This is a genomic window from Methanopyrus sp. SNP6 (genome assembly GCF_002201895.1).
Lineage (GTDB): Archaea > JAADCQ01 > Methanopyri > Methanopyrales > Methanopyraceae > Methanopyrus.
In genome coordinates, this window is sequence record NZ_CP019436.1 from 1,004,886 (window position 1) to 1,029,247 (window position 24,362).

26 protein-coding genes are annotated in these 24,362 nt (G+C 58.3%); 18 read left to right on the forward strand and 8 right to left on the reverse strand.

The annotated features are described in order from the left end of the window. Window positions 1–3: 3 nt before the first annotated feature. From BW921_RS05605 to BW921_RS05615, 3 genes are read left to right on the forward strand one after another with little or no spacing between them, the layout of a single operon-like run. Window positions 4–1,200 (forward strand): FIST signal transduction protein, encoded by a 1,197-nt coding sequence (locus BW921_RS05605; RefSeq protein WP_168168785.1) that lies wholly within the window; start codon window positions 4–6, stop codon window positions 1,198–1,200. Window positions 1,201–1,254: 54 nt separating this feature from the next. Then, the gene (locus BW921_RS05610; RefSeq protein WP_148688918.1) at window positions 1,255–1,767 is read left to right on the forward strand and encodes a 3-isopropylmalate dehydratase small subunit; all 513 of its coding nucleotides are present in this window, start codon (window positions 1,255–1,257) and stop codon (window positions 1,765–1,767) included. Window positions 1,768–1,772: 5 nt separating this feature from the next. Then, window positions 1,773–2,780: an isocitrate/isopropylmalate dehydrogenase family protein gene (locus tag BW921_RS05615; RefSeq protein ID WP_148688919.1), complete on the forward strand. Its 1,008-nt coding sequence runs from the start codon at window positions 1,773–1,775 to the stop codon at window positions 2,778–2,780. Here BW921_RS05615 and BW921_RS05620 read toward each other — a convergent pair. Further along, on the reverse strand, window positions 2,764–3,063 hold the full coding sequence (locus tag BW921_RS05620; protein ID WP_088335922.1) for a hypothetical protein: 300 nt from the start codon (window positions 3,061–3,063) through the stop codon (window positions 2,764–2,766). The two genes, BW921_RS05615 and BW921_RS05620, sit on opposite strands and share 17 nt — an antisense overlap. Window positions 3,064–3,089: 26 nt before the next feature. On the opposite strand from BW921_RS05620, the gene BW921_RS05625 reads away from it, so the two are divergent. Together BW921_RS05625 and trpB are read left to right on the forward strand one after the other, a co-directional pair. Then, window positions 3,090–3,800, forward strand: coding sequence for a hypothetical protein (locus tag BW921_RS05625; RefSeq protein ID WP_148688920.1), 711 nt, complete (start codon window positions 3,090–3,092; stop codon window positions 3,798–3,800). A gap of 12 nt (window positions 3,801–3,812) precedes the next feature. Beyond that, window positions 3,813–5,021, forward strand: coding sequence for a tryptophan synthase subunit beta (gene trpB / locus BW921_RS05630; RefSeq protein ID WP_088335924.1), 1,209 nt, complete (start codon window positions 3,813–3,815; stop codon window positions 5,019–5,021). Between the two features lie 6 nt (window positions 5,022–5,027). Here the strand turns inward: trpB and BW921_RS05635 are convergent, their stop codons facing one another. Beyond that, window positions 5,028–5,423 carry a V4R domain-containing protein gene (locus BW921_RS05635; protein ID WP_148688921.1) on the reverse strand — a complete coding sequence of 132 codons (396 nt, stop codon included), beginning with the start codon at window positions 5,421–5,423 and terminating at the stop codon, window positions 5,028–5,030. A 16-nt stretch (window positions 5,424–5,439) separates the two neighbouring features. Between BW921_RS05635 and BW921_RS05640 the strand changes: the two genes are divergently transcribed. Genes BW921_RS05640 through BW921_RS05650 form a run of 3 tightly spaced genes read left to right on the forward strand, consistent with a single transcriptional unit; the run spans window position 5,440 to window position 8,290 of the window. Next, window positions 5,440–5,805: a dihydroneopterin aldolase family protein gene (locus BW921_RS05640; RefSeq protein WP_168168786.1), complete on the forward strand. Its 366-nt coding sequence runs from the start codon at window positions 5,440–5,442 to the stop codon at window positions 5,803–5,805. Continuing rightward, on the forward strand, window positions 5,802–7,085 hold the full coding sequence (locus BW921_RS05645; RefSeq protein WP_168168787.1) for an adenylyltransferase/cytidyltransferase family protein: 1,284 nt from the start codon (window positions 5,802–5,804) through the stop codon (window positions 7,083–7,085). Before BW921_RS05640 ends, BW921_RS05645 begins: the two co-directional genes overlap by 4 nt. Beyond that, window positions 7,082–8,290 (forward strand): TIGR04013 family B12-binding domain/radical SAM domain-containing protein, encoded by a 1,209-nt coding sequence (locus tag BW921_RS05650; RefSeq protein ID WP_168168788.1) that lies wholly within the window; start codon window positions 7,082–7,084, stop codon window positions 8,288–8,290. The genes BW921_RS05645 and BW921_RS05650 overlap by 4 nt, the downstream gene beginning before the upstream one ends. Before the next feature lie 146 nt (window positions 8,291–8,436). On the opposite strand, the gene purQ is transcribed toward BW921_RS05650, so the two are convergent. The 3 genes from purQ to purC form a co-directional block, all read right to left on the reverse strand. Further along, window positions 8,437–9,117 (reverse strand): phosphoribosylformylglycinamidine synthase I, encoded by a 681-nt coding sequence (purQ, locus tag BW921_RS05655; protein ID WP_148688925.1) that lies wholly within the window; start codon window positions 9,115–9,117, stop codon window positions 8,437–8,439. Between the two features lie 68 nt (window positions 9,118–9,185). Continuing rightward, window positions 9,186–9,440 carry a phosphoribosylformylglycinamidine synthase subunit PurS gene (gene purS / locus BW921_RS05660; RefSeq protein ID WP_088335930.1) on the reverse strand — a complete coding sequence of 85 codons (255 nt, stop codon included), beginning with the start codon at window positions 9,438–9,440 and terminating at the stop codon, window positions 9,186–9,188. Further along, window positions 9,437–10,180, reverse strand: a complete 744-nt coding sequence (gene purC, locus BW921_RS05665) for a phosphoribosylaminoimidazolesuccinocarboxamide synthase (RefSeq protein WP_148688926.1) — start codon at window positions 10,178–10,180, stop codon at window positions 9,437–9,439. The genes purS and purC overlap by 4 nt, the downstream gene beginning before the upstream one ends. Before the next feature lie 109 nt (window positions 10,181–10,289). On the opposite strand from purC, the gene BW921_RS05670 reads away from it, so the two are divergent. The 6 genes from BW921_RS05670 (at window position 10,290) to BW921_RS05695 (ending at window position 17,859) form a co-directional block, all read left to right on the forward strand. Then, window positions 10,290–11,537, forward strand: coding sequence for an FIST signal transduction protein (locus BW921_RS05670; protein ID WP_148688927.1), 1,248 nt, complete (start codon window positions 10,290–10,292; stop codon window positions 11,535–11,537). A 71-nt stretch (window positions 11,538–11,608) separates the two neighbouring features. Further along, window positions 11,609–12,724, forward strand: a complete 1,116-nt coding sequence (locus BW921_RS05675; protein WP_168168790.1) for a DUF2117 domain-containing protein — start codon at window positions 11,609–11,611, stop codon at window positions 12,722–12,724. Window positions 12,725–12,780: 56 nt separating this feature from the next. Then, window positions 12,781–13,764, forward strand: coding sequence for a methanogenesis marker 2 protein (locus tag BW921_RS05680; protein WP_168168791.1), 984 nt, complete (start codon window positions 12,781–12,783; stop codon window positions 13,762–13,764). After that, window positions 13,761–15,296, forward strand: a complete 1,536-nt coding sequence (locus tag BW921_RS05685) for a methanogenesis marker 3 protein (protein ID WP_148688930.1) — start codon at window positions 13,761–13,763, stop codon at window positions 15,294–15,296. The genes BW921_RS05680 and BW921_RS05685 overlap by 4 nt, the downstream gene beginning before the upstream one ends. Continuing rightward, complete coding sequence (locus tag BW921_RS05690) at window positions 15,293–16,600, forward strand: methyl-coenzyme M reductase glutamine C-methyltransferase (RefSeq protein WP_148688931.1); 1,308 nt, start codon at window positions 15,293–15,295, stop codon at window positions 16,598–16,600. The genes BW921_RS05685 and BW921_RS05690 overlap by 4 nt, the downstream gene beginning before the upstream one ends. Next, window positions 16,597–17,859, forward strand: coding sequence for a prephenate dehydrogenase (locus BW921_RS05695; protein ID WP_168168792.1), 1,263 nt, complete (start codon window positions 16,597–16,599; stop codon window positions 17,857–17,859). Before BW921_RS05690 ends, BW921_RS05695 begins: the two co-directional genes overlap by 4 nt. Before the next feature lie 77 nt (window positions 17,860–17,936). Here the strand turns inward: BW921_RS05695 and BW921_RS05700 are convergent, their stop codons facing one another. Then, window positions 17,937–19,901: a Coenzyme F420 hydrogenase/dehydrogenase, beta subunit C-terminal domain gene (locus BW921_RS05700; protein WP_148688933.1), complete on the reverse strand. Its 1,965-nt coding sequence runs from the start codon at window positions 19,899–19,901 to the stop codon at window positions 17,937–17,939. A 103-nt stretch (window positions 19,902–20,004) separates the two neighbouring features. On the opposite strand from BW921_RS05700, the gene BW921_RS05705 reads away from it, so the two are divergent. Then, window positions 20,005–20,388, forward strand: coding sequence for a helix-turn-helix domain-containing protein (locus BW921_RS05705; RefSeq protein ID WP_088335939.1), 384 nt, complete (start codon window positions 20,005–20,007; stop codon window positions 20,386–20,388). Further along, complete coding sequence (locus BW921_RS05710; RefSeq protein WP_148688934.1) at window positions 20,325–20,996, forward strand: hypothetical protein; 672 nt, start codon at window positions 20,325–20,327, stop codon at window positions 20,994–20,996. The genes BW921_RS05705 and BW921_RS05710 overlap by 64 nt, the downstream gene beginning before the upstream one ends. On the opposite strand, the gene BW921_RS05715 is transcribed toward BW921_RS05710, so the two are convergent. Further along, window positions 20,950–22,212 (reverse strand): hypothetical protein, encoded by a 1,263-nt coding sequence (locus tag BW921_RS05715; protein WP_148688935.1) that lies wholly within the window; start codon window positions 22,210–22,212, stop codon window positions 20,950–20,952. The genes BW921_RS05710 and BW921_RS05715 overlap by 47 nt on opposite strands. Window positions 22,213–22,271: 59 nt before the next feature. On the opposite strand from BW921_RS05715, the gene BW921_RS05720 reads away from it, so the two are divergent. Both BW921_RS05720 and BW921_RS05725 read left to right on the forward strand, forming a co-directional pair. Beyond that, window positions 22,272–22,808 carry a tRNA (cytidine(56)-2'-O)-methyltransferase gene (locus BW921_RS05720; RefSeq protein WP_148688936.1) on the forward strand — a complete coding sequence of 179 codons (537 nt, stop codon included), beginning with the start codon at window positions 22,272–22,274 and terminating at the stop codon, window positions 22,806–22,808. Continuing rightward, entirely contained in the window at window positions 22,805–23,503 is a 699-nt protein-coding gene (locus BW921_RS05725; protein WP_148688937.1) for a metallophosphoesterase, read from the forward strand. The genes BW921_RS05720 and BW921_RS05725 overlap by 4 nt, the downstream gene beginning before the upstream one ends. On the opposite strand, the gene BW921_RS05730 is transcribed toward BW921_RS05725, so the two are convergent. Next, window positions 23,500–24,288, reverse strand: coding sequence for a hypothetical protein (locus BW921_RS05730; protein ID WP_148688938.1), 789 nt, complete (start codon window positions 24,286–24,288; stop codon window positions 23,500–23,502). The two genes, BW921_RS05725 and BW921_RS05730, sit on opposite strands and share 4 nt — an antisense overlap. Between the last annotated feature and the right edge of the window lie 74 nt (window positions 24,289–24,362).

The window sequence follows — 24,362 nt, forward strand, 5'->3', positions numbered from 1 at the left end:
CTTTTGGTCGACCTGGACTGCTGCGTAGTGTGTGGTGATAGTCCGGAAAATACCGTTGATGAAGTCATCGAAAGGCTTGGTGACCGTGCTGATTTCGGGATCGTATTTTTTCACGACATAGATCCTGAAGATGTTGTCTCCGAGCTCAGTTATGGGGTTGAGCGCTTCGTCGGCTGTGTGGCCGGAGAGGGCCACTATCCCGGATCGGTTAGGGGACATAAAATCAGCTTACTGGCGTTGAAGACGGAATGGATGGCCAAATTCGGTACTGGCGGATCGGCGCGTCAAAGCCCTGGCGAGGCCTCTCGCGGTGCACTGGAGGAGGCTTTCGAGGACTTGGACTTCGATCCCTACGACGTCTCCTACACAGCGCTTAATTTCAAGGATCCAAGACGAATCGTCGCGTATAGGCCGGTTATCGGTATAACGTTCATTGATGGGGCCACGTTCCACAACCTCGGTGGTACGGGTCTCGAAGTGCTCTCCAGCTTCCGATTCGGGAGTGGTCCCGCGGCCTTAAGTATAAGCACCTTCGGGGCACTGTCAAGCGATCCTGAGTTCGAGAGTGCTCCCGTAGTGTGCGATAAAGGGGTGTTCGAAAAGGGTGCTGTTTACGCTACTATTTTCACCTTTTTGAAGGTGGGTTGGTCGTTCGCGTCCTCGCTGAAACCCGTAATGAAGCTCGGAACGGTAACGAAAAGTAGGGAAAACGTGATCGTTGAGATCGACGGGCGTCCCGCCGGCGAGGTCTATATCGAGAAGCTCGAAGAAGTGACCGACTACGTCAAGGCCTGCCCGGATGAGTACGTCTACAAGAAGCTTCCACCACTCGGCGTGGTTCGTGTGCTCCCTCCCGTTGGGTACAGGATCGTCCCACGCACCCCACTAGAGGTTACCGACGACTACATCCGAACGGCGGGTTACGTCGTAGAGGGCGAGCAGCTGCTGCTTCTCGGCTTCGATGATAAGCCGAACGCCCCCGTTAATGCCTACCAAGGATCCTTGAGCTCAGGTGAGGAGCCGCTAGCGTCCATTCTGGTCACGTGCGCGGGACGCAAGCCGCTCAAGGAAGAGATACCCGACAAGCACTGCGTTGGTATGTATTCCTTCGGAGAGATCACTCCGATCACCGGGTATAACGAATTCCACAACCACGTATCTGCATGCCTTACGATCTTCAGAGAACCGGTGTTCGACTGACCCGTCGACAAAGGTGATAACTTACCGGTTACGGGAGCGGTCCGGGGCGTCCGCTTGAGAGACGTTATCCGGGGAAGAACCTGGGTCTTCGGGGACGACATCGACACCGACCAGATCATCCCGGGTCGATACCTCACTACCCAAAACCCTGGGGAGCTGGCCAAGCACGTGATGGAGGGGGCCGATCCGAAGTTCCCTAAGAAGGTCCGTGAGGGCGACGTGATCGTGGCCGGGAAGAACTTCGGCTGCGGTTCCTCCCGTGAGCACGCGCCGATCGCGCTCAAAGCTGCCGGAATCGCCTGCGTGGTCGCGAGGTCCTTCGCCCGTATCTTCTACCGGAACGCGATCAACTTGGGGCTACCTCTAGTGGTCTGTCCGGGCGTGGACGATGCGTTCGAGGATGGGCATGAGATCGAGGTGAACCTCCGAAAGGGGTACGTCAAGAACCTCAACACCGGTGAGGAGCTGGAGGCGAAACCGCTCCCGGACTTCATGATGAGGATACTCGAGTCCGGCGGCTTGGTTGAATTGATCAAGCGGGAAGGGCCACGGGCTTTCGAGGGGTGATCTCCGTGGCGTACAAGATCGCTGTGATCCCGGGAGACGGCATCGGACCGGAAGTCATCGAGGCAGCCCTCCACGTGATCGAACCGCTGATCGACGCGGAGTTCGTCGAGGGTGAGGCCGGCGACGAATGCACCGAGAAGCACGGCGATCCGCTGCCGGAAGATACCTTAGAGCTCTGCCGCGAAGCCGATGCGGTCCTATTCGGAGCTGCTGGTGAGACAGCGGCCGACGTGATCGTCCGACTGAGACAGGAGCTCGACTTGTACGCGAACATTAGACCGGTACGTGGGTTCCCGGGACTCCGTGAGCTCACCGGTAAGCCGTACGTGCGGGACGACGTGGACTTCGTGATAGTGCGCGAGAACACCGAGGGGCTGTACTCGGGAATCGAGGGGAGATTTCGAGACACCGCGTACACCTTGAGGATCATCACGGAAGAGGGAACGCGGCGTATCGCCGAAGTCGCCTGCGATTTGGCGGAGGAGCGCGGCTCGAATGTCGTTACGTGCGTGCACAAGGCGAACGTCATGCGCGAGACGTGTGGGATCTTCCGCGAAGTATGCAAGGAAGTGGTCGAATCCCGTGGATTGGAGTTCGAGGAGTACTATGTGGACGCTGCGGCTATGTTCATGATCACTGAGCCGGAGCGCTTCAACGTCATCGTGACGTCGAACATGTTCGGTGATATCCTCTCTGACGAGGCGGCGGCACTAGTTGGTGGGTTGGGATTGGCACCCAGCGGGAACGTCGGCGACCGCTACGGGCTGTTCGAACCTGTGCATGGATCGGCGCCGGACATCGCTGGTAAAGGAATTGCGAACCCGTTCGCGACGATACTTTCAGCGGCCATGATGCTAGAATGGTTGGGTGAAGATGAAGCTGCAGAAGCCGTGAGAGAGGCCGTGGGTGAGGCGATCCGAGAGGGTGTCGTCACGCCGGATTTGGGAGGTGATAAAAAGACGATGGAGGTGGCGGAGTTCGTCAGGGAAGCGGCTCTCAACCTGGTCCAGTAGTAGGTCCAGTGGAGGACGACCCAACGGTTGATTCTCCCTTCCCTGTACCACTCTCCTCGCCGGATCGGGCCCCTACGTCCTTAACTTTCGTCTTGGCGGCGATCTCCGACGGTGACAGTGGGTGAGGTTTACGGTTTTTGAGCTCCGGTGGCAGTACTACCTTAGACATCTTCTTCTGTTCCTCGATCTCTTGTTTGATAGGCGAGATACTGACGAACCCCGCGGCCATACCGATGACGAATCCCAGAATCGCGGAAACCTTCAGGACAGTCTCGGTCTTCAAGTCCGTCAACCCCGGAGGGAAACGTCATGATGTCGATCAAAATGACGATCGGAGCCACCGGAGCCGCCGAGGCGGCTTCGCACGGGGACGTGATCGTGGTAGTGGATGTCGTGAACACTTCTTCTGCGGCTGAGGTCGCCTTACGCGAAGGAGCTGTCGCCATAATAGGAGCGGCTCCCGATAGTGCTTATCGGGTCCTCTCGGGTGAGCACGCGGCTAAATACCCCTTCGCGGAGACACCTGAAGGCGTTGATCCGATAGAGCGAGGCCGGGAAGCTGGCAAGATAGCCGTGGAAGAGGGATGCGATGTAGTACTCGTGGTAGATGGTGGCGAAGATAACGCGAGTTTGGCTAGGAAAGGCGTTGAGGACGTCGGGGCGGAAATCCGGGAGGTCGTGCCTAACGCAGGTCCTAGGATTAAGGACGTGGTGGATCCGGCGGGTAAGGTCTTCCTGTTCGCTACGGCTACGGGCGGGACACTCTACGACGTCGCTAAGACCCACGGAGCTCCTGCGGTAACGTTCGGAACAGTCGTGCGTCGCTCTTTCACCAGGGCGTGTGTGGAAAGGGCACTGAGGTTAGCCGGCAGGTACGGGACAGGCATCACGATAGTTGTCTCGTCGATCTTCGCCCCGGAAGACTTAGACGCCGGCGCGAGGATTTTCGAGGAGGCCTGTAAGGCCATCACGGAAAGCATCTGTGAAGAACGGTTCGAGGATGTCGTTTCGAGACTGTAGGGGAGACTCCGATTGGGACGGTACGTGGACAGGTACCCGGACGAGAACGGGTATTTCGGTGAGTACGGAGGGCGTTTCGTGCCGGAGACACTCATGCCCGCGCTGGAGGAACTAGAGGATGCGTTCAAAGAAGCGCGTGAAGACCCAGAGTTCTGGGAAGAACTCGACGAACTGTGGCGGAAATACGCAGGGCGCCCGACTCCACTGTACTACGCACGGAACCTGTCGCGGAAACTCGGCGTCAAGGTGTACCTCAAGCGCGAAGACTTGGTCCACGGTGGGGCACACAAGCTGAACAACACCTTAGGCCAGGCCCTACTCGCCGACCGTATGGGTAAGAACCGCATCATCGCGGAGACCGGTGCCGGACAACACGGGCTCGCCACCGCCATGGCCGGGGCCGCGCTGGGCAAGAAAGTCGAGATCTACATGGGGGCCATCGACGTAGAGCGCCAGAAACACAACGTCTTCAGGATAGAGCTGATGGGGGCCAAAGTCCACCCCGTGAAAGCCGGAACGCAGACACTCAAGGACGCGATCAACGAAGCGCTGCGCGACTGGATAACGAACCTCGAGACTACTCATTACCTCTTGGGTTCCGTCGTCGGACCGCACCCTTACCCGTGGATTGTCCGCGAGTTTCAGCGGGTAATCGGCAGGGAGACGAGGGATCAGATCATGGAGTTAGAGGGAGGTCTTCCAGACGCGATCGTGGCGTGTACGGGTGGAGGCAGTAACTCCATCGGGATATTCTACGACTTCCTGGACGATGAGGAAGTAGCGCTCTACGCCGTCGAGGCCGGTGGCAAGGGATTGGACACTGACGAGCATTCGGCCTCGCTGTGCGCCGGGGAAGTTGGAGTTCTCCACGGCTGTCTGACCAAGGTCCTCCAGGACGAGCACGGCCAGATCCGACCGACACACAGCGTCGCACCTGGACTCGACTATCCTGGAGTGGGTCCGGAGCTTGCGTTTCTAGTGGACGAAGGTAGAGTCACCGCCGACGCCGTGACGGACGAGGAAGCGCTGCGTGGTTTCGTCATACTGAACGAAACCGAAGGGATACTCCCGGCGCTCGAATCCGCACACGCTATCTATTACGTGAAAAAGCTAGTAGAGAAAGGTGAATTAGACCGTGGGGACGTTGTCGTCGTGAACCTGTCGGGGAGGGGCGACAAGGATGTAAGGATAGCGGCGAAGGAACTGGGGGTGGAGATCTAACTATCCCTATCCCTTCGGCGTTATACGGAACTCACAGACGTCGTCGCCCACCAGCTGGCACTTCGTCTCCTCGATTTCCATGCTCTTACCGTATTTAAGCTCCGCTAGTTTTCGGAATAAGGCCTGCTCCAGCTCGCAGGCTGGCTCGGTAAACTCCATTTCCTCTTTAACCTCGGGGTTCTCCTCGTAGAACTCCACCGTAACCGTCGTCTCTACGGTGATGACTATTTCTTCTGGGTCCTCCTTATCGCCCGCAAAGTCAACTTTTATCCCCTCCATGCCCATATCCTCGAGCAACTCCAGCATCTCTTCAAGAGAGTCCGCACGCTCGTAGACGATTTCCGCGAGGAACTCTCCCTTCTCTCCCGCTCCCTCTTCCAAGTCTTTTATCAACTCATCCAAGGGGGAAGACCCCGACTTGAAGTATTTCAAGAGGCTATCCGATCGGGAGCGCGCGATATTCGAGGCTGGAATCACGCTAGGCGCTATATATCATCAGTTCTGCGGCACGCCTGTATCACCTGGCACCGCGGAGGAGGTGGCTAAGTGTATCGAACATGCTGCCCTACTTCAACCCTGTGTAATCGATGCTCGGGTGGAGGTAGACGTATCGTCTGAGGACACTGACAACTACGGTGGGTACACGGAGGTTTCAGGCCGGAACCTACGAGTTACGATTGTAACTAGGTGCGGGGAGTGGGAAGCCGTAGGGAAGCTCGAGTTTATCGAGGAGCTTAATTATCCCCTCATGTGGGTCGAGAAGGTCCGGCGGGTGGAACAGTGACCGTTATCGGGATAGCCGCCGACTTCGACCCGCCCCACCTGGGACACGCTTACCTGTTAGACCGTGCTCGAGACTTCGGCGACGAAGTCGTGGTGTTCCTCAACGCTGATTACACCGCGCACCATACCCCACCTCTTCTACCGTACCGTTTACGCCGCGAAGTAGTGTTAGAGCTCGGCGCAGACGAGGTGATACCGGTCCGAGGGTACCACCAGCGATTTCCACTTGCCTACACGGTCCCCGTGCGAGTCAGGCTCATGGCGGAAGAGGGCGTGGATATCATCCTCGACGCTGGACCGTCGCGGGACCTCGATCGGCTCCGTGAGCACGTCGAGAGGGTGTTGGAGGTAGGTGACCTCTTCTCCATCCCTCCAAACGTTCCGGACCGTAATGTGGTACGATGGTTGGCAGCAGTCGAGTACGTGAACCGAGAGTTGGGAACGGACGTCGAACTACTCCTTGTTCCGGAGCTCGAAGAGTATTCCGGTCGCAAGATAAGAGCCGCGCTCCGGCGTTCCGGTTATTCACCCGATTCGCTTGGAAAAGTTAGGCGTTATCTGCCCAGAGAGACGTTCAAAAAACTTGAACGATACCTCAGGGAACGAACACCACCAATAGCCCAGCGGAAGGAGCTTCTCGACGTCTTGAACCGCGCGCCGAGCTACGAGCTCTGTAGTATCGCACACCTCAATACCATCGCCGTTCGGGAGATCCTCAGAGGGCGTCCTTTCAGGTCGGAGCGTCAAATTTGGGGAGCACTCCGCAGGGCTGACTACGGTTCGGTGCTCACGCGACTCGCGTTGGCGAACACCGAATGTCGCGTAACCTCGGGCGAGATCGCTCGGATCGCCCTAAGCTGGTGTGTCGAGCGTCTTGTCCCGGAAAACCAATCTCCCGACTCGATGTACCGGCGCGATTGGTTCGTGGCAGCTCTTTCCAGCCGCGGAATTAAGGCCCGAGATGCGGATCAGCTGTACAGGCGAGCGAACTCCTACGGGGAGGCTCGTCGATTGGCTCGTAGACGTTACGGCGTCGATCCCGGAGTCCCGAGGTTTGAGACCTTCATAGGTGAAGCTAGGGTTTCTGACGGAGAATACAGTCCGGCTATATCATCTAACGGCCGGTTAGGAGTCGTCGAGGGCGGGTTTCAGGAACTGCGCGCGACGGCATTTGGGGCCACGTTGCTCAGGTACGTCTTGGACGACCCCTTCGTGGACGCCGTGATTCGGGTGGAAGACGAGGAGGCCAGACTGATCGTTTTCCCGGGGGATCTGTCGTGAGGAGGATTTGGTTCTACTTGAGCTCGAAGAATAAGTACAGCCTGGCGCATGTGCTCGGGGCTGTGGAGACCTGTGCTCCCGAGCTAATCCCGTACATCGAGGTCTCCAGGAACCCGAATCCTAAGCCCGGGGACGTCGTGGTGTTCTCGTTCAACACGTTCATGGCACCCGAAGTCTTCGAGATGGTGGAACGTTTCCATGATGACGTGGTAAAACTGGCGGGCGGTCCACACCCATCGGCCCGACCGGACCAGTGTCTCGATCACGGGTTCGACATCGTCCTGATCGGGGAGGGGGAGAAGGTAGTCCCGGAGATACTCCGTGAACTCGTTCGCGGTAAGGAACCTGAGGAACGCCCCGGCGTTTACCTAGGCGAGGGGAAACCCCAACCAGCCCCGCGGGTGGGGGATCTGGACAGTTTTCCGCCGTACTCCGAGGGTTTTCGCATATTCTGTCCCCTCGAAATCACCCGAGGATGCCCTTGGGGTTGTGCCTTCTGTCAGGTCACCAGACTCTTCGGGTCGAAGCCACGACATCGATCCGTTGAGGATGTGGTCCGTTGGGTCAGGAGGGGAGTCGAGCGGTACGGTCACACCTTCGTTCGCTTCGTCGCTCCGGATGCCCTGGCCTACGGGTCACCCGACGGTGTCCGGCTGAAGCCGGATCGGATTGAGCGTCTCCTGCGATCACTCCGATCGGTTGAGGGTCTAGAAAAGGTGTTTTTCGGTAGCTTTCCGTCGGAGCTCAGACCCGACTCCATCGCCAAAGAGGATGCCATTGAACTGATAGCTCACTACGCGGACAACGAGCGTGTTAACATCGGGGCTCAGTCTGGGAGTGAGCGAGTACTCAAGAGGATCAAGCGAGGGCATACTGTGGAGGACGTCGAAGTGGCCGTAGAGAAGGCGCTTGAAGTCGGTCTAAAACCTGTGGTCGACTTCATCTTCGGGTTACCCGGGGAGACGGAGGAGGACCAGTTAGCGTCAGTAGAACTCGCACGGTGGGTGATTAAGCGAGGTGGTGAAGTCAGACTCCACTACTTCATGCCACTGCCCAAAACACCGCTGGAGAAGGAGGAACCAGCACCGCTCTCGTCCAAGATCCGCCGGATACTCGGACGGTGGACCCAAGAGGGTAAGGCGGAAGGCGCGTGGGGACACCAGATGAGGCTCTCTAGGATAGCGATGAAAGTCGTGGGAGAGTAGTGAGAATTTGATGTTCTCGTGCTAATCCCGGCCGCATGGCGTCGGACGGGCGGGCAACCCGGTACTGGACCTCGCGCTCGTCGCCATCCCGACCAGGCTCACTGCTCGTCTCGGACTCGACACTGTCGATGGATGACGATGCTAGATCAGGATCGGCACCACTCGACGAGCGACTCGAACAACCGTAAACCGTCATCGGAGTTAAGGAGACTGTGAGCCGCGCGCTCCGGGTGAGGCATCATTCCGATGACGTTCCCATCATCGTTCACAACTCCTGCAATACAACCGACGGAGCCGTTGGGGTTGTACTCCTCTGAGACATCTCCGTCTGGTCCGCAGAACCTGAACACCACGTTATCCTCGATCTCCTCCGGGTTCTCGTAGTAGTACCGACCCTCCGCATGGGCGATCGGGACTCGGATGACTTCGCCCTCTTCGTACTTGGTCGTGAACGGGGTGTTAGTACGTTCCACGCGTAAGTAGACCCAATCGCAGATGAACCTGTTCCCGACGTTGACCGTGAGAGTACCCGGGATGAGCTCCGCTTCGGCTAGTATCTGCATTCCGTTGCACACTCCCAGCACTGGGAGCCCTTCCTCTACACACTCTCGGATCTCCTCTAGAATCGGGGATAGCGCGGCGATGGCACCCGCTCGGATGTAATCCCCGTAGGTGAATCCACCCGGAATGATCACAGCGTCGAAGGACTCTAACCCACCATCTTCGTGCCAGACGAACTCCGGATCTCCACTAGCGAGCTTCACCGCCCATGCCATCTCGAGATCGCAGTTCGTGCCGGGAAACCTAATGATGGCCACGCGGACCAAACTCAGGCCCCCGATGATGATCTACCCCGGGACCGAGGTGGTGGGGAGTCCCAAGTACACCGAGGGGCTCACTCGACGGTTTCGATCTCGTAGTCTTCGACGACCGGATTCGCGAGTAGCCTTCGACACATCTCATCGGCGATCTCTATTGCCTTTTTTTCGTCGTCGATGTCTAGCTCGATCCTGTAGATCTTGGCTGTTCGAACGTCTTCCACCTCCTCGTATCCCAGTCGGTGTAGCGCCCTTTTCACGGTCTCACCTTCTGGATCCAATGCCTTCGGTTTCAAGCTCACGCGAACCTCAACGGTTACCAACCGTGTCACCCCGGTAGCATGGCCAGCTTCTCCTCATCGCCCCGCAAGATCCTCTCGGCGGCTTCCCTATAGCCAGCCAGGACATCTCCTTCGTCCTTTCTGAAGATGTCCTTATCCAGGCTCTCCTCGGTCTCCGCGTCCCAGAACCGGCACGTGTCGGGGCTGATCTCGTCCCCCACTATGACTTCTCCGTCCGAGTTCACTCCGAACTCGAGCTTGAAATCCACAAGGATGATGTCGCGATCCTCCAGGAACTTGGAGAGTACTTCGTTCACCTGCAGAGTCATCTCCCGCATGCGTTCTACTTCTTCTTCCGTAGCTAAACCCAGCGCTCGGATGTGGTCCATATTCACCATTGGATCTCCGTATTCGTCGCTCTTGTAGTCGAATTCGATGATCGGTGGATCCAGCTTCTCACCCTCCTCGAACGGTAGTCGCTCCACTAGACTGCCCGTCGCTATGTTGCGACATATGACCTCTAAGTTAAACATGTCTAAGCGCTCCACCACCATGCGACGCTCGTCGACGAGTTCCACGTAGTGGGTTGGTATTCCAGCGTCTTCGAGTACTTCGAACAATCGCGCTGAGATCAGGCAGTTGTAAACACCTTTACCCGCGATAGTGTCCGTTTTCTCCATGTTAAACGCCGTAATATCGTCTCGAAACTCCATCACGAGCAGATCTCCCTCTTTCGGATGTTCGTAGAGGCTTTTCGCCTTGCCTTCGTAGACGAGTCTACCACGCTCCATGGTCGCACCCACCTCCTTAGCCTACTTAACTTGATAAAACGCTATAAACCCAGAGGCGTCGATTACGGAACGGTAAGCTAACTGCGACCACGAAGGTGGGGAAGCCGGTATGAAGCGCGAAGCTATAGAGGTCGGTGTAGCCTACGGGAAGGATCCGTACACGGTCGTGGAAGACGCAATGGATCAGCTGACGGGTTCCCCCAACTTCGGGTTGGTGTTCTTCTCACCCAGGCATGTCGATGAGATCGAAAGTGCTATTAGTAATGTCTCGGCAGAGTGTAGGATTATAGGGTGCTCGACGGCCGGTGAGCTCACACCGGATGGGTACACCTCGGGTACAGTCACCGTGACGTTAATTCACAGTCCGTACCTATCCGTGGAAACGAATCGCGTTACCTTCGAGCGTGAAGACCCGGAGCACGCTAAGGAGATCGGACGAAACCTCGTACTCGGAGCTATGGAGAAACTACGTGATCCCGGTCCCTGCCTCGACATCAACTTCAACACCATGCTCAGGAGCCTCAGGGAAGGGAAGCCTGTCAAAGTTCTTCCTTATTTCATGATCGAGCTAGTTGAAGGCTTAGTTCCAGCCATCGATTATTATATGGATGGCATCAACGAGGTGGCTCAGAAGTACAAGTTCTTGGAAGTGTACGGTGGGGCGGCCGGCGATGATTTACGTCTCGAGCGTACGTACGTGCTAGAAGGACGTACATTGTGTCCCGAAGGGTCCGCTGTGATAGCGTTCGGATCTACAGCTCTCAAGATCGGCGGGGCCCTAGAATGTGGATTCGAGCCGGTGTATGAGGATAAGTTCCCGATCACCAAAGCCGTACCCGAGGAGCGTCGGATCGTGGAGTTCGACGGCGAACCCGCCGCTGAATATTACTCCGAAGTGGTGGGGGAGGACGTCGAGAGACTCGATGACTCCGTGTTCATGTGGAACCCGCTCGGATGGGAGATTTTCGGCCGGGAGATAATCGTGCGCGAGCCGGCGTTCGTTGAAGACGACGGGTCGATGGTGTTCCACTCAAGACCACCGGCGGCTGGAACTATAATCCGACTTGAACCGACCAAGGAGAACATGCGTGAAACTGCGCGACGCGTCACGGAGCGGGCTATGAATAGAGCGGACATCCGAGGACCCGAAGAGATAGCGCTGGTGTTGGTGTTCGACTGTGCTCATCGAGATTGTGACGAACAGCACGACGCAATCCGGGAGGTAGTGGGCGACGACGTACCGGTCGTCGGATTCAAGACTTACGGAGAGCACGGACAACTCGAGACGGGTCCCGCCGGTCATTTTAACCAAACCATCGAGGTCGTCGTGATCGGTAGAACCCCGGTTTCTCGCTGACTCCTACCCCCGTCGTTCCCATCGTTTCGAGTGAGATAACGAAGGGGGTCTCCGAGATCCGAGTAGGGCTCGTGATCCACGGTCCCACGGTTATCGACACGGGATGGACAGAGCGTATCCTTCACTCCCTGGAAAGGCTAGGTGAGGTCCGTGCTAAGCTCGGAGGTACCACCGGTTACGTGGCGCTCTTAGATGCGAGGCTAGACTCCGTAGTGGAGTTCGATCGGAAGCTACCGAGCGAGTGCTTGTCCGATCTGAACGAGTGGGCCGACGTTCTAGTCCTCACGAACCACGGCAAAAGTCGGGAAAGCGGTCTCGCTTTCGCGGAACAGGTACTCTCCAGGGCCGAAGGCGTCGACTCGCTAGTACAGGTAGAGCGCCCGGGCGAGCCCGACGGTGGTATTGTCCTATGGAACCCTGACGACGTGGAGCGGAAGGTGGCTGAGCACCTCCAGAAGGATTTGGGGCTGGAGATCACCGAGGTTAGGACGGTTCGGACCGATAAAGGTGGCGAGACTGGAAGATCCCGTAGGATCGCCTGTGTCGAGCCAGGTGATCTCATTCTAGTGAACGGAATCACCGTAGGCGTCGCCGAGTCTCGGAACGTGGAGCTGGTGTTCGATGATAGTGGGTACTTGGTGGAGATCCGTGGCGGTAGGATCAAGCCGGAAGGCGTAGAGCGCCTCGGCCAGGTGGATCCCGAGCGCGTGGTAGTGAAAACGGACCGCAGACTTAGGAGGACTGAGCCGAAGCGTAGGAGGGTGAAGAATGGACCCGCAAGGATCCGCCGGATTCTACTCATCGACCACGACGCGGAGCGTAAGGTCGAGGATATGCGTCGATCGGATGCTGTCGTCTCCGTCGGTGACGATACGACTTGCGTGTGTGCGGAGCTAGGTGATCGGCTGGGAGTCTGGGTGATAGGGATCGTCGATCTCGACCCGGACGGGTGGGTTCGTGACGATACGCGCGAATCCCTGCGCGGCTCCGAGAACCTAATGGCTCTACTTGTGTGTGAGCGGGACGACGATGCCGGGGAATTGGTTCGAGAACGATTCTTTCGCGGCCGAGAGGTGAAGGTGCTCGATCCCCCCGTGACAGCTGGGGATCTCGTCGAAGAGGTGAAAGAGTGCGTAAAAGAGGTTCTCAAGTGCGTGTACCACAAGGCGAAAGAGACCTCAGCGTGAGCTGGGTTCCTCACCACTCGGACCCGCGACTTCTCGTCATCGGTGGGGGTTCGGCCTTGAACCTCCGGGAACTCGCCCGCGAGCTTCGGTCCTTCGAGGGTGTTACCCGGAAGTATCCCGTGAAGACCGTGGTGGAAGGTCTTTTAGAGCCGCTCGATGTGACATTCGAGGGAGAGGTTATCGCGGACGTGGGCGAGGACGCCGCGGCGGTAAAGGTAGGAGACGATATACTACTGATCGCAGCAGATGGCATCTGGGGTAAACTAATCGATCGGGACCCATGGTGGGCAGGGTACTGTGCGGTCCTAGTGAACGTGAACGACGTGCTGGCGATGGGTGGCCGGCCAGTCGGCCTCGTTAACGTGATTTCGACGTCCGACGTCGACGTGTGTCGTGAAATCCTCGAAGGAATGCGTGAGGGCGCGTGGAAGTTTTCCACACCGGTCCTCGGAGGACACACACATCCGGACACTCCTTACACCGCAGTAGATGCGGCGATAGTGGGGATCACCAACGAAGAGCATCTCGTGCTCAGTTCTACTGCTGAGGAGGGTGACTTGATAGTCTTCGTCATCGATCTCAACGGTCGGCCCTATCCGGAGTATCCTCTTAATTGGGATACGACAACGATGAAGGATCCTGACTACCTCAGGAGGCAAATGGAAGCTGTAGCCGAAGCTTCTAGGCTCGTAAAAGCTGGTAAAGATGTGAGTAACCCGGGCCTCGTCGGAACTCTCGCCATGATGCTCGAAGCCAGTGGTTGTCTCGGTGCTGAGGTGTGGTTAGACAACATCCCAAAACCTGAAAACGTAGACATGGCCACGTGGTTGAAAATGTATCCCGGAATGGGTTTCGTGTACGCGGTGGACAGTGATCGTGATGTCCGTGCGATCAAGCATGTGTTGTCAGATGCCGGGCTGGAAGTGTCGGTGATTGGCGAGGTGACGGAGGACGGTGTTGTCAAGGTGACCGAAGGTGACGAAAGTGCTCGAGTGTTCGACTTTCGAGAGGACAGAATCCTAGGGGTGTCTCCGCGTTGAGGGTATACGTCGACGGGGAACCGGTTGATGTACCCGAGGAGGCGACTGTTCGCGATGCGCTCGAGGTAGCGGGGGTCAGTGTGCCCGAAGACGTCACGATCGCCGTCTTCAAAGGTGAACAGAAGGTCGAGCGCGAGACCGATAGGATTCGGATCATGCTCGAGACAGGCGACGAAGAACTTCCGATAACGGTGGCCGTCGAAGACGAGCGAATGAGCGAGGTTTGTGAGGAATTGCTTGGAATCTCCGTCTCTTGGACGACTCGTGACGAGGTTGGATTGGGTCCGGTGGACATTTCCGATCTCGAGTTCCACACGCGTCGGGGTGTCGAAGTTCCTCCGTATACGACGATCCTGATCCTACCCACCAACGATCCCTCCGAAGCCTACTTCCTGATCACCAAACGCCGGATGGCCGTCGAGTACATCTGTACCGACATTCAGGGCCGTATAACGGCTGGTCGGGAGCTGGTCGATGAGCTCTGTGGTGGGGAGCGCGTGACACACGTGGAGCCCGTTGTTGAGCGCGTCACCGAACGTGTCGTCTCAAAAGTCACTCTTGACGACGGACTCGAGGCCGGTGACCGGATTATTACCAGGGTGGAGATAGAACTCGAGGAAAACGCACCGGTCAGTGCCGAGCACCTGCTCAACACGCTGGAGATGGAAGAAGGTCGGTTTCGGATTAAGTTCAGAACGGATACGTTCACATCGATCGAGCCACGTCGGTTCTACGATTTGCCCGAGGAGAACGTCGACATGCGTGAACGCGGCGTCGTAACCGTACGCAATCGAGGTGTCGACGAAGGCGTCATATACGTGTACCGACGTGACCGGACTCCCGTCGAGAGCCACAACGTCGTAGGTAGGGTTCGCCGTGGAATGGAGCTCCTCGACGTGGTGACCGAGGGCGATCGAGTCCTAGTGGAAACCGATCCTCCCCGAGTGAACTTCGTCGGGCTGACCGTTGATGAGGCCAGGAAGCTGGCGGAAGAGTTCGACGTTGAGCTCGAAGTGAACGGTGATGGCGACGTGGTGGTCGATCAGGAGCCTAGGGAGACTCTGAACGTACTCAAGGAGAGGAAAGCCCGGGTCGAAGTGGCCCCTGAGGACGAAGTTATCGAAATAGAGCTCTACGAGGACAACGCTCCCCGCTCCGTCGAGTACTTCAGGCGCGTCGCGAAGATGTTGGATAGACCGGTAGGTCGTCTCAAAGTTCATTTCGCCTACGCAGACTTGGGAATGATCGTGTTCGAAGGGGACGAAAAGCTCGGAAAGAAGCTTCCACCCGAGAACAATCCGAAGGATCGAGTTGAGGCCGGCGTCCTTGGGGTCACGAACCAGGCTAAACCTCACTCGGGTCTCATTGGAGTTCGGCTCGAGGACAGCGAGGAATACGGTCCTACGGGCGAGACCTTCGAAGGTACGAACGTCATCGGCCGTGTTGTGGAAGGACTCGACCGCCTCCGCGAGATGGACCAGTCCGACATGGGTCATACCGTCTACGTCCGGGAGGTGAGGGGCGAACGATGAGGATCCTGGTTATCTCCCCAGAGTATTACACCTACGGAGCCATGGTAGTCGCTGGAGTTTGTGAGGAACGCGGTCATAGTACTATACTTCGACGTTCACCCAATCCTGGGATCCTCAAACGGGCGGACGTGCTGATACTATCCCTCCACAGTACCCTACACCTCCTCGATGAGAATATCCTGGAGATAGCCCGCCAGGCCCACGAGTTCGGTAAACCCCTGATCGTCGGTGGGCCAGTTTCTCAAGTTCCGGAGCTCGTTCTAAAGAGGTTTCCCAACGCGATCGTGGCTAAAGGTGAGGCGGAGACGGGGCTCCCTCCGCTCCTTCAGACCTTGGAGGACGGGGGAGACCTCGAAGACGTTGAGGGAATCGCGCTCCTGAGGAACGGTGAAATCGTCGACACTGGCTGGCCACCGCCCGCCGATCTAGATGGACCTAGCCCACTCAAGGTTCCGCGCGACCTCGGTCGGCAAGACATTCGCGGAGCGAACGTGTACATAGAGACGCATCGTGGCTGCCCAGGTGCGTGTACCTTCTGTCAGGTTCCAGAGTTTTTCGGACGCCGTGTCCGTTGGAAACCCATAGAGGCGGTCCTCGAGGAAGTTAGGAAGCTTACGCGAGGTGGTGCCCGCCGCTTCGCGATCTCCGGGGGAACCGTCACGACTTACGGCGACGACGAGGAAGATTTCATCGAGCTCCTCAAACGCCTCGCGGACCTCCTCGGTCGAGAGAACGTTTCCGCCCCCGACGTTCGCGCCGATCTCCTGAACGAGCGCCTTCTCGAGGCTATCCGCGATTACACGATCGGTTGGATCTTCCTCGGAATCGAGAGCGGTAGTGATAGGATCCTCCGTGCCATGCGTAAAGGCATCACCGTTGATGAAGTTCGCGAGTCCGTTGAACTGGCCCGGACAGTCGGTGTTCGTGTCGCCGGTTCGTTCATCGTCGGTTATCCTGGCGAGACCGAGGACGATCTTGAAGCCACCGAGGAGCTACTCGCCGAGCTGAACCTCGACGACGTGTTCATCAACCTCGCCGAGCCTATCCCAGGCACCGAACTCGGCCGCCTCGTTACCGAGCTTCCCGAGGACAAGATTCCCCTCCTCCGGCCGGGCGAGCAGCTCGAGACCGAAGCCGGCGACCGCGCCCTCCAGCTTCAGCTCACCGCCTTCACGACCCTTAGTCGCCCAGTCCCCCTCACGGACGGTGTGTTCCACGAGGCCCTCTACAACATTCGAGAGGATGAGCGTAAGGTTCTCCGAATAATCCGGTTCCTTCGCGGTGTTCAGGGGTGTACAGGATGAAGATCGCGATCCTCGGTGGTACCGGCTCCATGGGCCGTCTTATCGCACGTGAGCTCCGTGACGATGGTCACGAGGTGGTTATCACCGGCTCTAACCCACACACCGCCGAACGCGTCGCCCGCGAGCTCGACGTCGAAGCAGCCCCGACCAACGTCGATGCCGCCAAAGACGCCGACGTTGTGGTAATTTCCGTCCCCATCTCCGTAACTGAAGATGTCATCCGTGAAGTCGCACCACACGTTCCCGAGGGTTCCCTCCTCACCGACGTGACCTCCGTCAAGGTTCGTCCCGTTCGCGCCATGCTCGAGCACGCTCCCGAGGGTGTGTACGTCCTCGGAACTCATCCCCTCTTCGGCCCTACGGTCCCCAGTCTCCGCGGTCAGACCGTCATCCTTACGCCCACGGAGCGTAGTGGTCCTTGGATCCGCCGCGTTCGTCGCTATCTCGAGCGGAAAGGCGCTCGAGTCGTTGAGACCACTCCGGAGGAACACGATCGCACTATGGCCGTCGTTCAGTGCCTTACCCATGCTGTCCTCCTCGCCGCAGGCGCCGCCATAGGCCGCCTCCTTCCGAGTCTCGAGCTCGACATCGAGGAGGTCGCCAGTCCCGTGTATCGCCTACTCATGGATGTCGTGGGCCGTATCGCAGGGCAGGACCCACGTCTTTACGCCGAGATTCAGGCCTTCAATCCCTATGGTGATGAAGCCCGTGAAGAGCTCCTCCGCGCCCTCAGACGCTTCCACGAGCTCGCCCACGACCATAACACCCTCACCGAGTACATAGCAGAGAGCCGGGAGAGACTCGCACGAGAACTCGATCTCGAAGCCTGTCAGCGTCGTACCGACAAGCTCCTGTCGTACCTGTCCGACGAATTCAGAATCCTCCAAGACGGGATCGAGGCCATCCTCCTCGACGTGTACACGAACGAGGCTCTCGAGAGCGAGGTTACGGGTGATCAGGATACGATCCGCTTAGATAATCGTGAACTACCACGAGACCGTTACAAGATCCTCCCTAGGAACCCCAAAGAACTCGCACATTTCGACGGTAAGGTCACCGTCCTAGAAGTGCGCACAGGTGTGGACCCTGAGGACGTCGCAGCCGTAGTGGACGCTCTCGGCCGCAACCTGCGAGCGCTGTGGGCCGAGCGTCGGGGCGAACGTGTACGAGTCGAGGTCGAGTACGCCAGCGAGGAGTCACTCGAGGGGTTACTCCGGAGACTACGTGCCCTGGGGCTTGAAGTGCGTGTTACTCGGTGATCCTCTCGGGTACGTTTCGGATATTGGGACAATTCCACGGGGCTTAGCCAGCCTTTAAAGGAGCTCTTTAAAGGAATTCAGTGGGAGAGGGCCTGCCGGATCGCCTCGGTGAACGGTCGAAGCCCGTGCTTGCGGATCGTGTCGGCCAACCGCTCTTTCTGCGGTTCCTCCGCCAGTTCCCGATACTTCTCGATCACGGCGCGGGCTATCGCGGGTACGCTATCGGGGTCGGCGAAAACGTCCAATCTGGCTCCTTCGACGGGTTCCCGTCCTCCCTTGCCTCCGATCCAGACGATGACGCCCTCCTTTTCAGCGTACCTTGCCTCCTCCGGACAGACTTTGATGCACTTACCGCAGTAGACACAACGCTTGTAATCAGTGTCCGCCACAGCCGCCTGTCCTCCGACGGCGATGATCCGGATCGCGTCGACCTTACAGGAATCCACGCATTGTCCGCATCCGGTGCACTTCTCCGGGTCTACTCCGGGTCTCACGGCGCCGGCGAAACCGAGGTCGTGGTGCTGAGGTCGAACGCAGCTGTTCGTGCACCCGGATAATGCTATTTTGAACTTGTACGGGGTGGGTTCTTCCGCGAGCTCTTCCTCCAGATTCTTGGCGAGCTCTTCGGTGTTCAGGATACCAGAGGAACAGTTACCCTCCCCCGGGCACGCCATGATGGTTCGGACGAGCGGGCCTTCGGACCCCGTACCCAGTCCAGCCTCTCGGAGTCGTTCCACGACTTCTGGTATCCCCGTAGTGGGGATACCGTGGATCTCGAGCTGCTGTCGGTCGGTGAACTTGGCCCTGTAACCTTTCTCTAGTAGCCCAGAGATCGTCCGGAAGACGTCGGGGTCATCGACCCAGCCGCCGGGGCCGACCTTTAGTCGGACCGCTAAGGTACCGTCCGCACGGGTGATAACGCCTCCGTAATCTCCTACCCAAAACGGTGGGACTTTCCGTCCCTCTTCCAGCCGGCTTTTCGCTTCCTTCATGGACCAGTCACACTTGAGTTTCGCGAGCCTTCGCACTTCCGACCCGTCGATCGCATCTCGGAGCCGTAGGTATCCCGACTCGACGGCACCTTTAACGAGCTCTTCACCGACCTCGCTGCGGATTAGGAGAGTAGTGACTCCTTCGGGGCTTCCTACGGAACCAGCGGAGACGTCGGCCAGTCTGGCGGTGAAGTCGTTACAGATACGGCAGCCTTCGGGGACGGCGTCCTCGAATTCCTTCACATCATATTCCCTTGTCTCATCGCCCGATAACTCGACGCGGAGCTTACCTGAAGTGACCTCGAACCGCTTGACCTCCTCAATGTCGACACCTTTCTCCCTTAAGAGCTTCACGAGGTGTCCGTACTCGAAGTTCTTGGTACAGAACAGTCCGATAGTAGCGACGACTTCGGGGAGCTTCTCGGCTGGACTTCCGTCGATGTTGCGCAGGGCCCGTGCGCCTTTGGCCACGACCTCGAAGTGTCGAATCTTGGCGAGTCCGTTTACTTGGCAAGGAAGGCCTACCGCGAGTACGCGCTCGATACCGCGATCCGCGGCTTCAGCCAAGGCTTCGACGAGTCCAACGCGCGTGTACTTGGACCCGGCTAGGTCCTTCACCTTTTCGGGATCCTCTATGACGGTAACGCATGGCTTCCAAGCGGAGCCGGCGGTCACTCCGACGATGGCGTCGGCAAGACCTTCCTCGAGGGCGTATCGGGCTAGTGCCGTAACGGCGCCTCCATCTTGACCGAGCTCTCGGAGGTTGGGATCAACGGCGACCGCTCCCACCGCACGCCGATAACCGCCCGTGAGAGGTTCGTAGTCGCGGCCGGCGATACGTAGACCGAGGTGGTAAGCCGCTGTATCGACACGTGGACATACGGCGTGGCAATTACCCGTTCCCTTTCGGGCGCACTCCTCGGTGAGTCGTGGGCCCTCATCCGTTAGCTCGATTATTCCACCCGGGCAGATCGCGACACAAGTGCCACAGAAGGCGCAGGCGCCTGGTTCGACGACTTCGTCGGCCAGTTTCCACTCGAATTTTGCCAAGTAGTGCCCCCCGTGCTCTGATGTGACAGCATTCCGCACATCCACGTGAGGCCGGATCTATATATACATTCCGACTAGGCTTGAGCTGGTGGGGGGTTATCGAATGCTCGCGGACGTGCCCGTCGTCACTGTCCGAAGTCTTAACGTCACGGTTCGTGACGTACTTAAATGCGTGCTAGGACTGCGTGACGTCGAGGTGGACACGTACTTCGCGCTGCTCGAGCACGGCGAAGCTACGGTGTACGACCTCGCGGAGGAACTCGATCGCGACCGTACGACGGTCCAAAAAGCACTGAAAAGCCTGGTATATGCGGGTCTGGTCACGCGTCGCAAGGAAACCCGGCCGCGCGGTGGGTTCGTGTACGTATACGAGGCGGTACCTTTTGAGGAAGCGAGGAAAATAGTCCTTAGGGCGCTTGACGAATGGTACGAGGCGGTAAAGGATGCCTTGGAGCGTGCGGATGTTCCGAGGTCCGACCCGGAGTGATTCAATCCCCTGACGGCACTTACGTGGTGAGGCTGGCACTTCCGCCGGGATTTATCAAAACCGAGATACTGAGAACTGTGGCGGAGCTCGCGGAACGGTACGCGAGCGGTGAAGTGCATATCACGGTGCGACAGGGTCTGGAGATCCCTGAAGTACCGCCGTCGAAGTTAGACGATCTCCTGCGTAATCTCAGGAAGCTCGGCTTGGAACCCGGATCAACAGGTCCTCGCGTTCGTCAAGTGACCTGCTGTCCGGGCATCAGGACGTGCGCCAACGCACTCATGGATCCCGTACCATTGGCTCAGAAGTTGCATGAAGAGTTCGTGGACGTGTGGGTGCCGGCCAAGGTCAAGATCGCCGTCTCGGGTTGCCTTCGTGGCTGCACGCGGCCGAGTGAGAACGATCTGGGCCTGGTAGCGGTAAGTGAGGACGAGTGGGAACTCCTGGTCGGAGGTTATAGAGTCACCAGACTACCGGAACGGGATGTCATCGACGCCGTCGAGTCGACGCTCGAATGGTATTCCTCGGAGGCCCCACCAGGGATGAGGTTACGCCGGTTCGTTACGGATCGTGTTTCGGAACTTCGCGACGTGCTCGAGAGATTATGAGCCATAGGAACTGCCCGTACACCGGAAGCTTGAGGCCTACGTAGGCCCCTATCGATGCAGCGAGAAGCAACGAGACGATCCAAACGGGCCTGCGTCGATGCTGTGTAGGTCTACCGAGCCCTTCGGAGTACTCGACGTGGACCGTGGGTTCACCGTCCCTCGCATAGAAGGCGAGTATGACCCCGGCGACCTCTAGGGAATGTTCTGTAGTCCTCACCACCCCGACTCCGGTCGGCGAATAACCTGGCTCCTTTATTAGCGTGCCCTCCCTCACGACCTCCAGCCTCGTTCCTTCAACCCTCACCTCGGCGGCACGCAACTCGGACCCTCCGTACACGATCAGGTATCGATCAATACCGTACGAGACGATCGCGGGCAGAACGTCGGTAACGTCAGCGACCTTCACGTCCGATGCTACCTTCCACGTCGTCCCTCTAACCAATAGCGCTGCGTGTATACCATCGGTGCCAACGTACGCTAGAACGTTGTCCAAGAGAACGGGTCTTGTCCCCGGGACGGTGATCGGAGCACCGTCGATCGTCGGGTGGGCGGGATCGGGTAAGTTAACAGCTACGACTTCGGTTCCCACCGGAGTCTCGTACGCCACGAGGAGATACGTGGTCACAGGACGTCCGGCTACCGAAACGGAGAACCTCTCGACGGGGCCCGGGGTGAACAACTCGAGCTCCACGGGCTGACCTTGCTCGTCCGTGATCCATCTCCAAACGCCGTCGACGTTTCCGAACACCCTCACTCGCAGCTTCCCATCGCACCGGTATACGAGCACGAAGGTGGAATCGTCCACCCGGACCGGCACAGCCGCGTCGCCTTGGACACTCAGTCCAGTCCACAGTACGGCGCAAACGTTGTCCTTGTACTCGACGAGATCGACGTCGATTCTGGGCCCTTCCGGTGTCATGAGCGGTACGGTCAACACGAACGTTGCCAGATCACGTTCCCCACGCCACGGAGCCGTAGCCGGATAGCCGGCTACGGGTGCCCTGATCCAAGTCTTGACTAGTACCCTACCGTCGGCTTTCGCCACCGCTATGCCGAGTCCCTCTCTGGATTTCCAAGCTACCAACGCGTGATCCGACTGGAGGGCGAGGGCCGGTGGACTGGGCGCGGTCTCGGGACCCGGGACGTCCGCAGGGCCCAGCTCCTCCGCCTGAGAAGAACCAGCGAGCAGCAGTAACGTGAACAGTATCGGAAGCATCCTAGGCCCCTGTGGTGAGTGGTCATGGTGATGAATAAATTTCGAAAGGGGCTGAAAGGTTGGGACTTGAGCCGAGGACGGTAGTTCTCAGACTAGGACACCGGCGCGAGCGGGACAAGCGGATCACGACGCACGTATGTTTGACGGCTCGGGCGTTCGGAGCTGCCAGTGTGCTGATCTCGGGTGACCATGATGAATCGGTGATCGAGTCCGTCGAGAACGTCGTCGATCGATGGGGCGGCCCCTTCACCGTGCAGTGGGTAAAGAATTGGAGACGTGTGATCAAAGATTGGAAACACTCTGGAGGATCCGTGGTCCACCTCACGATGTACGGTTTGCACGTAGACGACGTGATCGAAGAGTTGCGAGAGGAGAACGAACTGCTCGTGATCGTGGGTGCCGGTAAGGTTCCTGCCGAAGTCTTCGAGCTTTCGGATTACAACGTCGCCATAGGACATCAACCCCACTCCGAGGTGGCCGCGCTCGCAGTCTTTCTCGACCGGCTCTACGGGGGCAAGGAACTTCATCGGGAGTTCGAGCGGGCTAGGTTGAGGGTCATACCCTCGGAGAAAGGGAAGAAGGTGGAACGACTATGACGGTAGAGATCGCTGTGATATCGGACGTTCACTCGAACCTCGAAGCGCTGAAGCGGGTGCTGCGGGAAGTACGGTCGGCCGACATGTTGGTGTGCTGCGGCGATATCGTGGGCTACGGTCCCCGACCTGTAGAGTGCGTGGACATCGTCCGCGAGCGGTGTGACCGGTGCGTGATGGGTAACCACGACTACGGCGTCGTCACCGGAGATGTCGCCTACTTCAACGTCGCCGCTCGGATAGCCGTGGAGTGGACTCGGCGCCAGCTAGACGAGGATAGGCGGGATTTTCTGGCAAAGTTGCCGAAGACCGAGCGGTTCGAGGTGGAAGGGGTTTCGATCTTCCTGGTACACGGGAGTCCCAGGGATCCGATCTGGGAGTACGTGTTTCCTCACACTCCCAGACGACTGCTGGAGAAACTGGTCGATAAGGCCGGTACAGACGTACTCATCACGGGTCACACACACGTACCCATGTGCGACGATGTTAATGGTTCTTACGTCCTCAACCCCGGTAGCGTAGGCCAGCCCAGGGATGGTGATCCTCGGGCGGCGTTCGGTATCCTCGAAGTCTCGGACGGCAGAGTAGTCTCTTGGGACGTACACAGGGTGGCTTACAACGTCGATCGGGCCGCCCGCGAGATCGAAGAACGTGGTCTGCCGGAGGAGCTGGGAGCGCGGCTGTACCGTGGAGTTTAGACATTTCGGAGTAGTTTTAACCCATACTCGAGCGCTTCTAGGTTTCGTTCCGCGATGGATCGCCTGGGCCAGCTCTCCGGGCGCTCACACCAGGATCGCTGTGTCCGGTACACCCACTCCACACGATCTGGGGACGCGTATTCCTCACGACAGAGCGTGTAGAGGACCTCGACGGCGGGCTTAGTGAACACGATTCCATACCCTCGTGCGGTCAGCTCCGCGAGGACCAATTCTACGCGCTCCGGTGGTACCTCCTGGTAGGGCCGGTGAGCCTTCTCGCCGTCGTCTATGAACGCGGGTTCCTTGCCGAGTAGTTCCGAGACTATGTGTGCTCCCAACCCTCGTGTCACCAGCGTAGGTACGTCGCCTGATCCCATCTCCGCGGTCGGACCGAAGAAGCGTACGCTGAGCCACTCGGATCTCAACAGTCTGTGCAGTTCCGGGTGAACTTTGGCGTACACTACCCGGTCTACCTCCTCTTTGTCCGCTTCGACTCCGTACAAGTCTTCCAGTGGTTTTAGGTTCGCGTCCACAAGAATGTCACGGCCTTTTTCCCAGTGTTCCACCGCTAGAGCCGTTTCGATAACGTCGACGCTTTCATCACGAAAAGCTACTAGTTCGACTATCGCCCCATCGTCTTGACGTGCCACGAAAGCGGTCACGATAGGATATCGTAGGTACGGTCCGACAGAGTCGACAACGAGCCGGCGGCCAGGTTCCGACATCCGAACGCGATGGACGCCCCCTTCCTGAAGCGCCCGTCGCATCATCTCGTGTGGATCCAAAGTGCCGACCCCGTTCGGTCGGACCGTGGCCCCCTCCTCACGAGCTCGGAGCCGGGGTGGTAAGCTCGTCATCC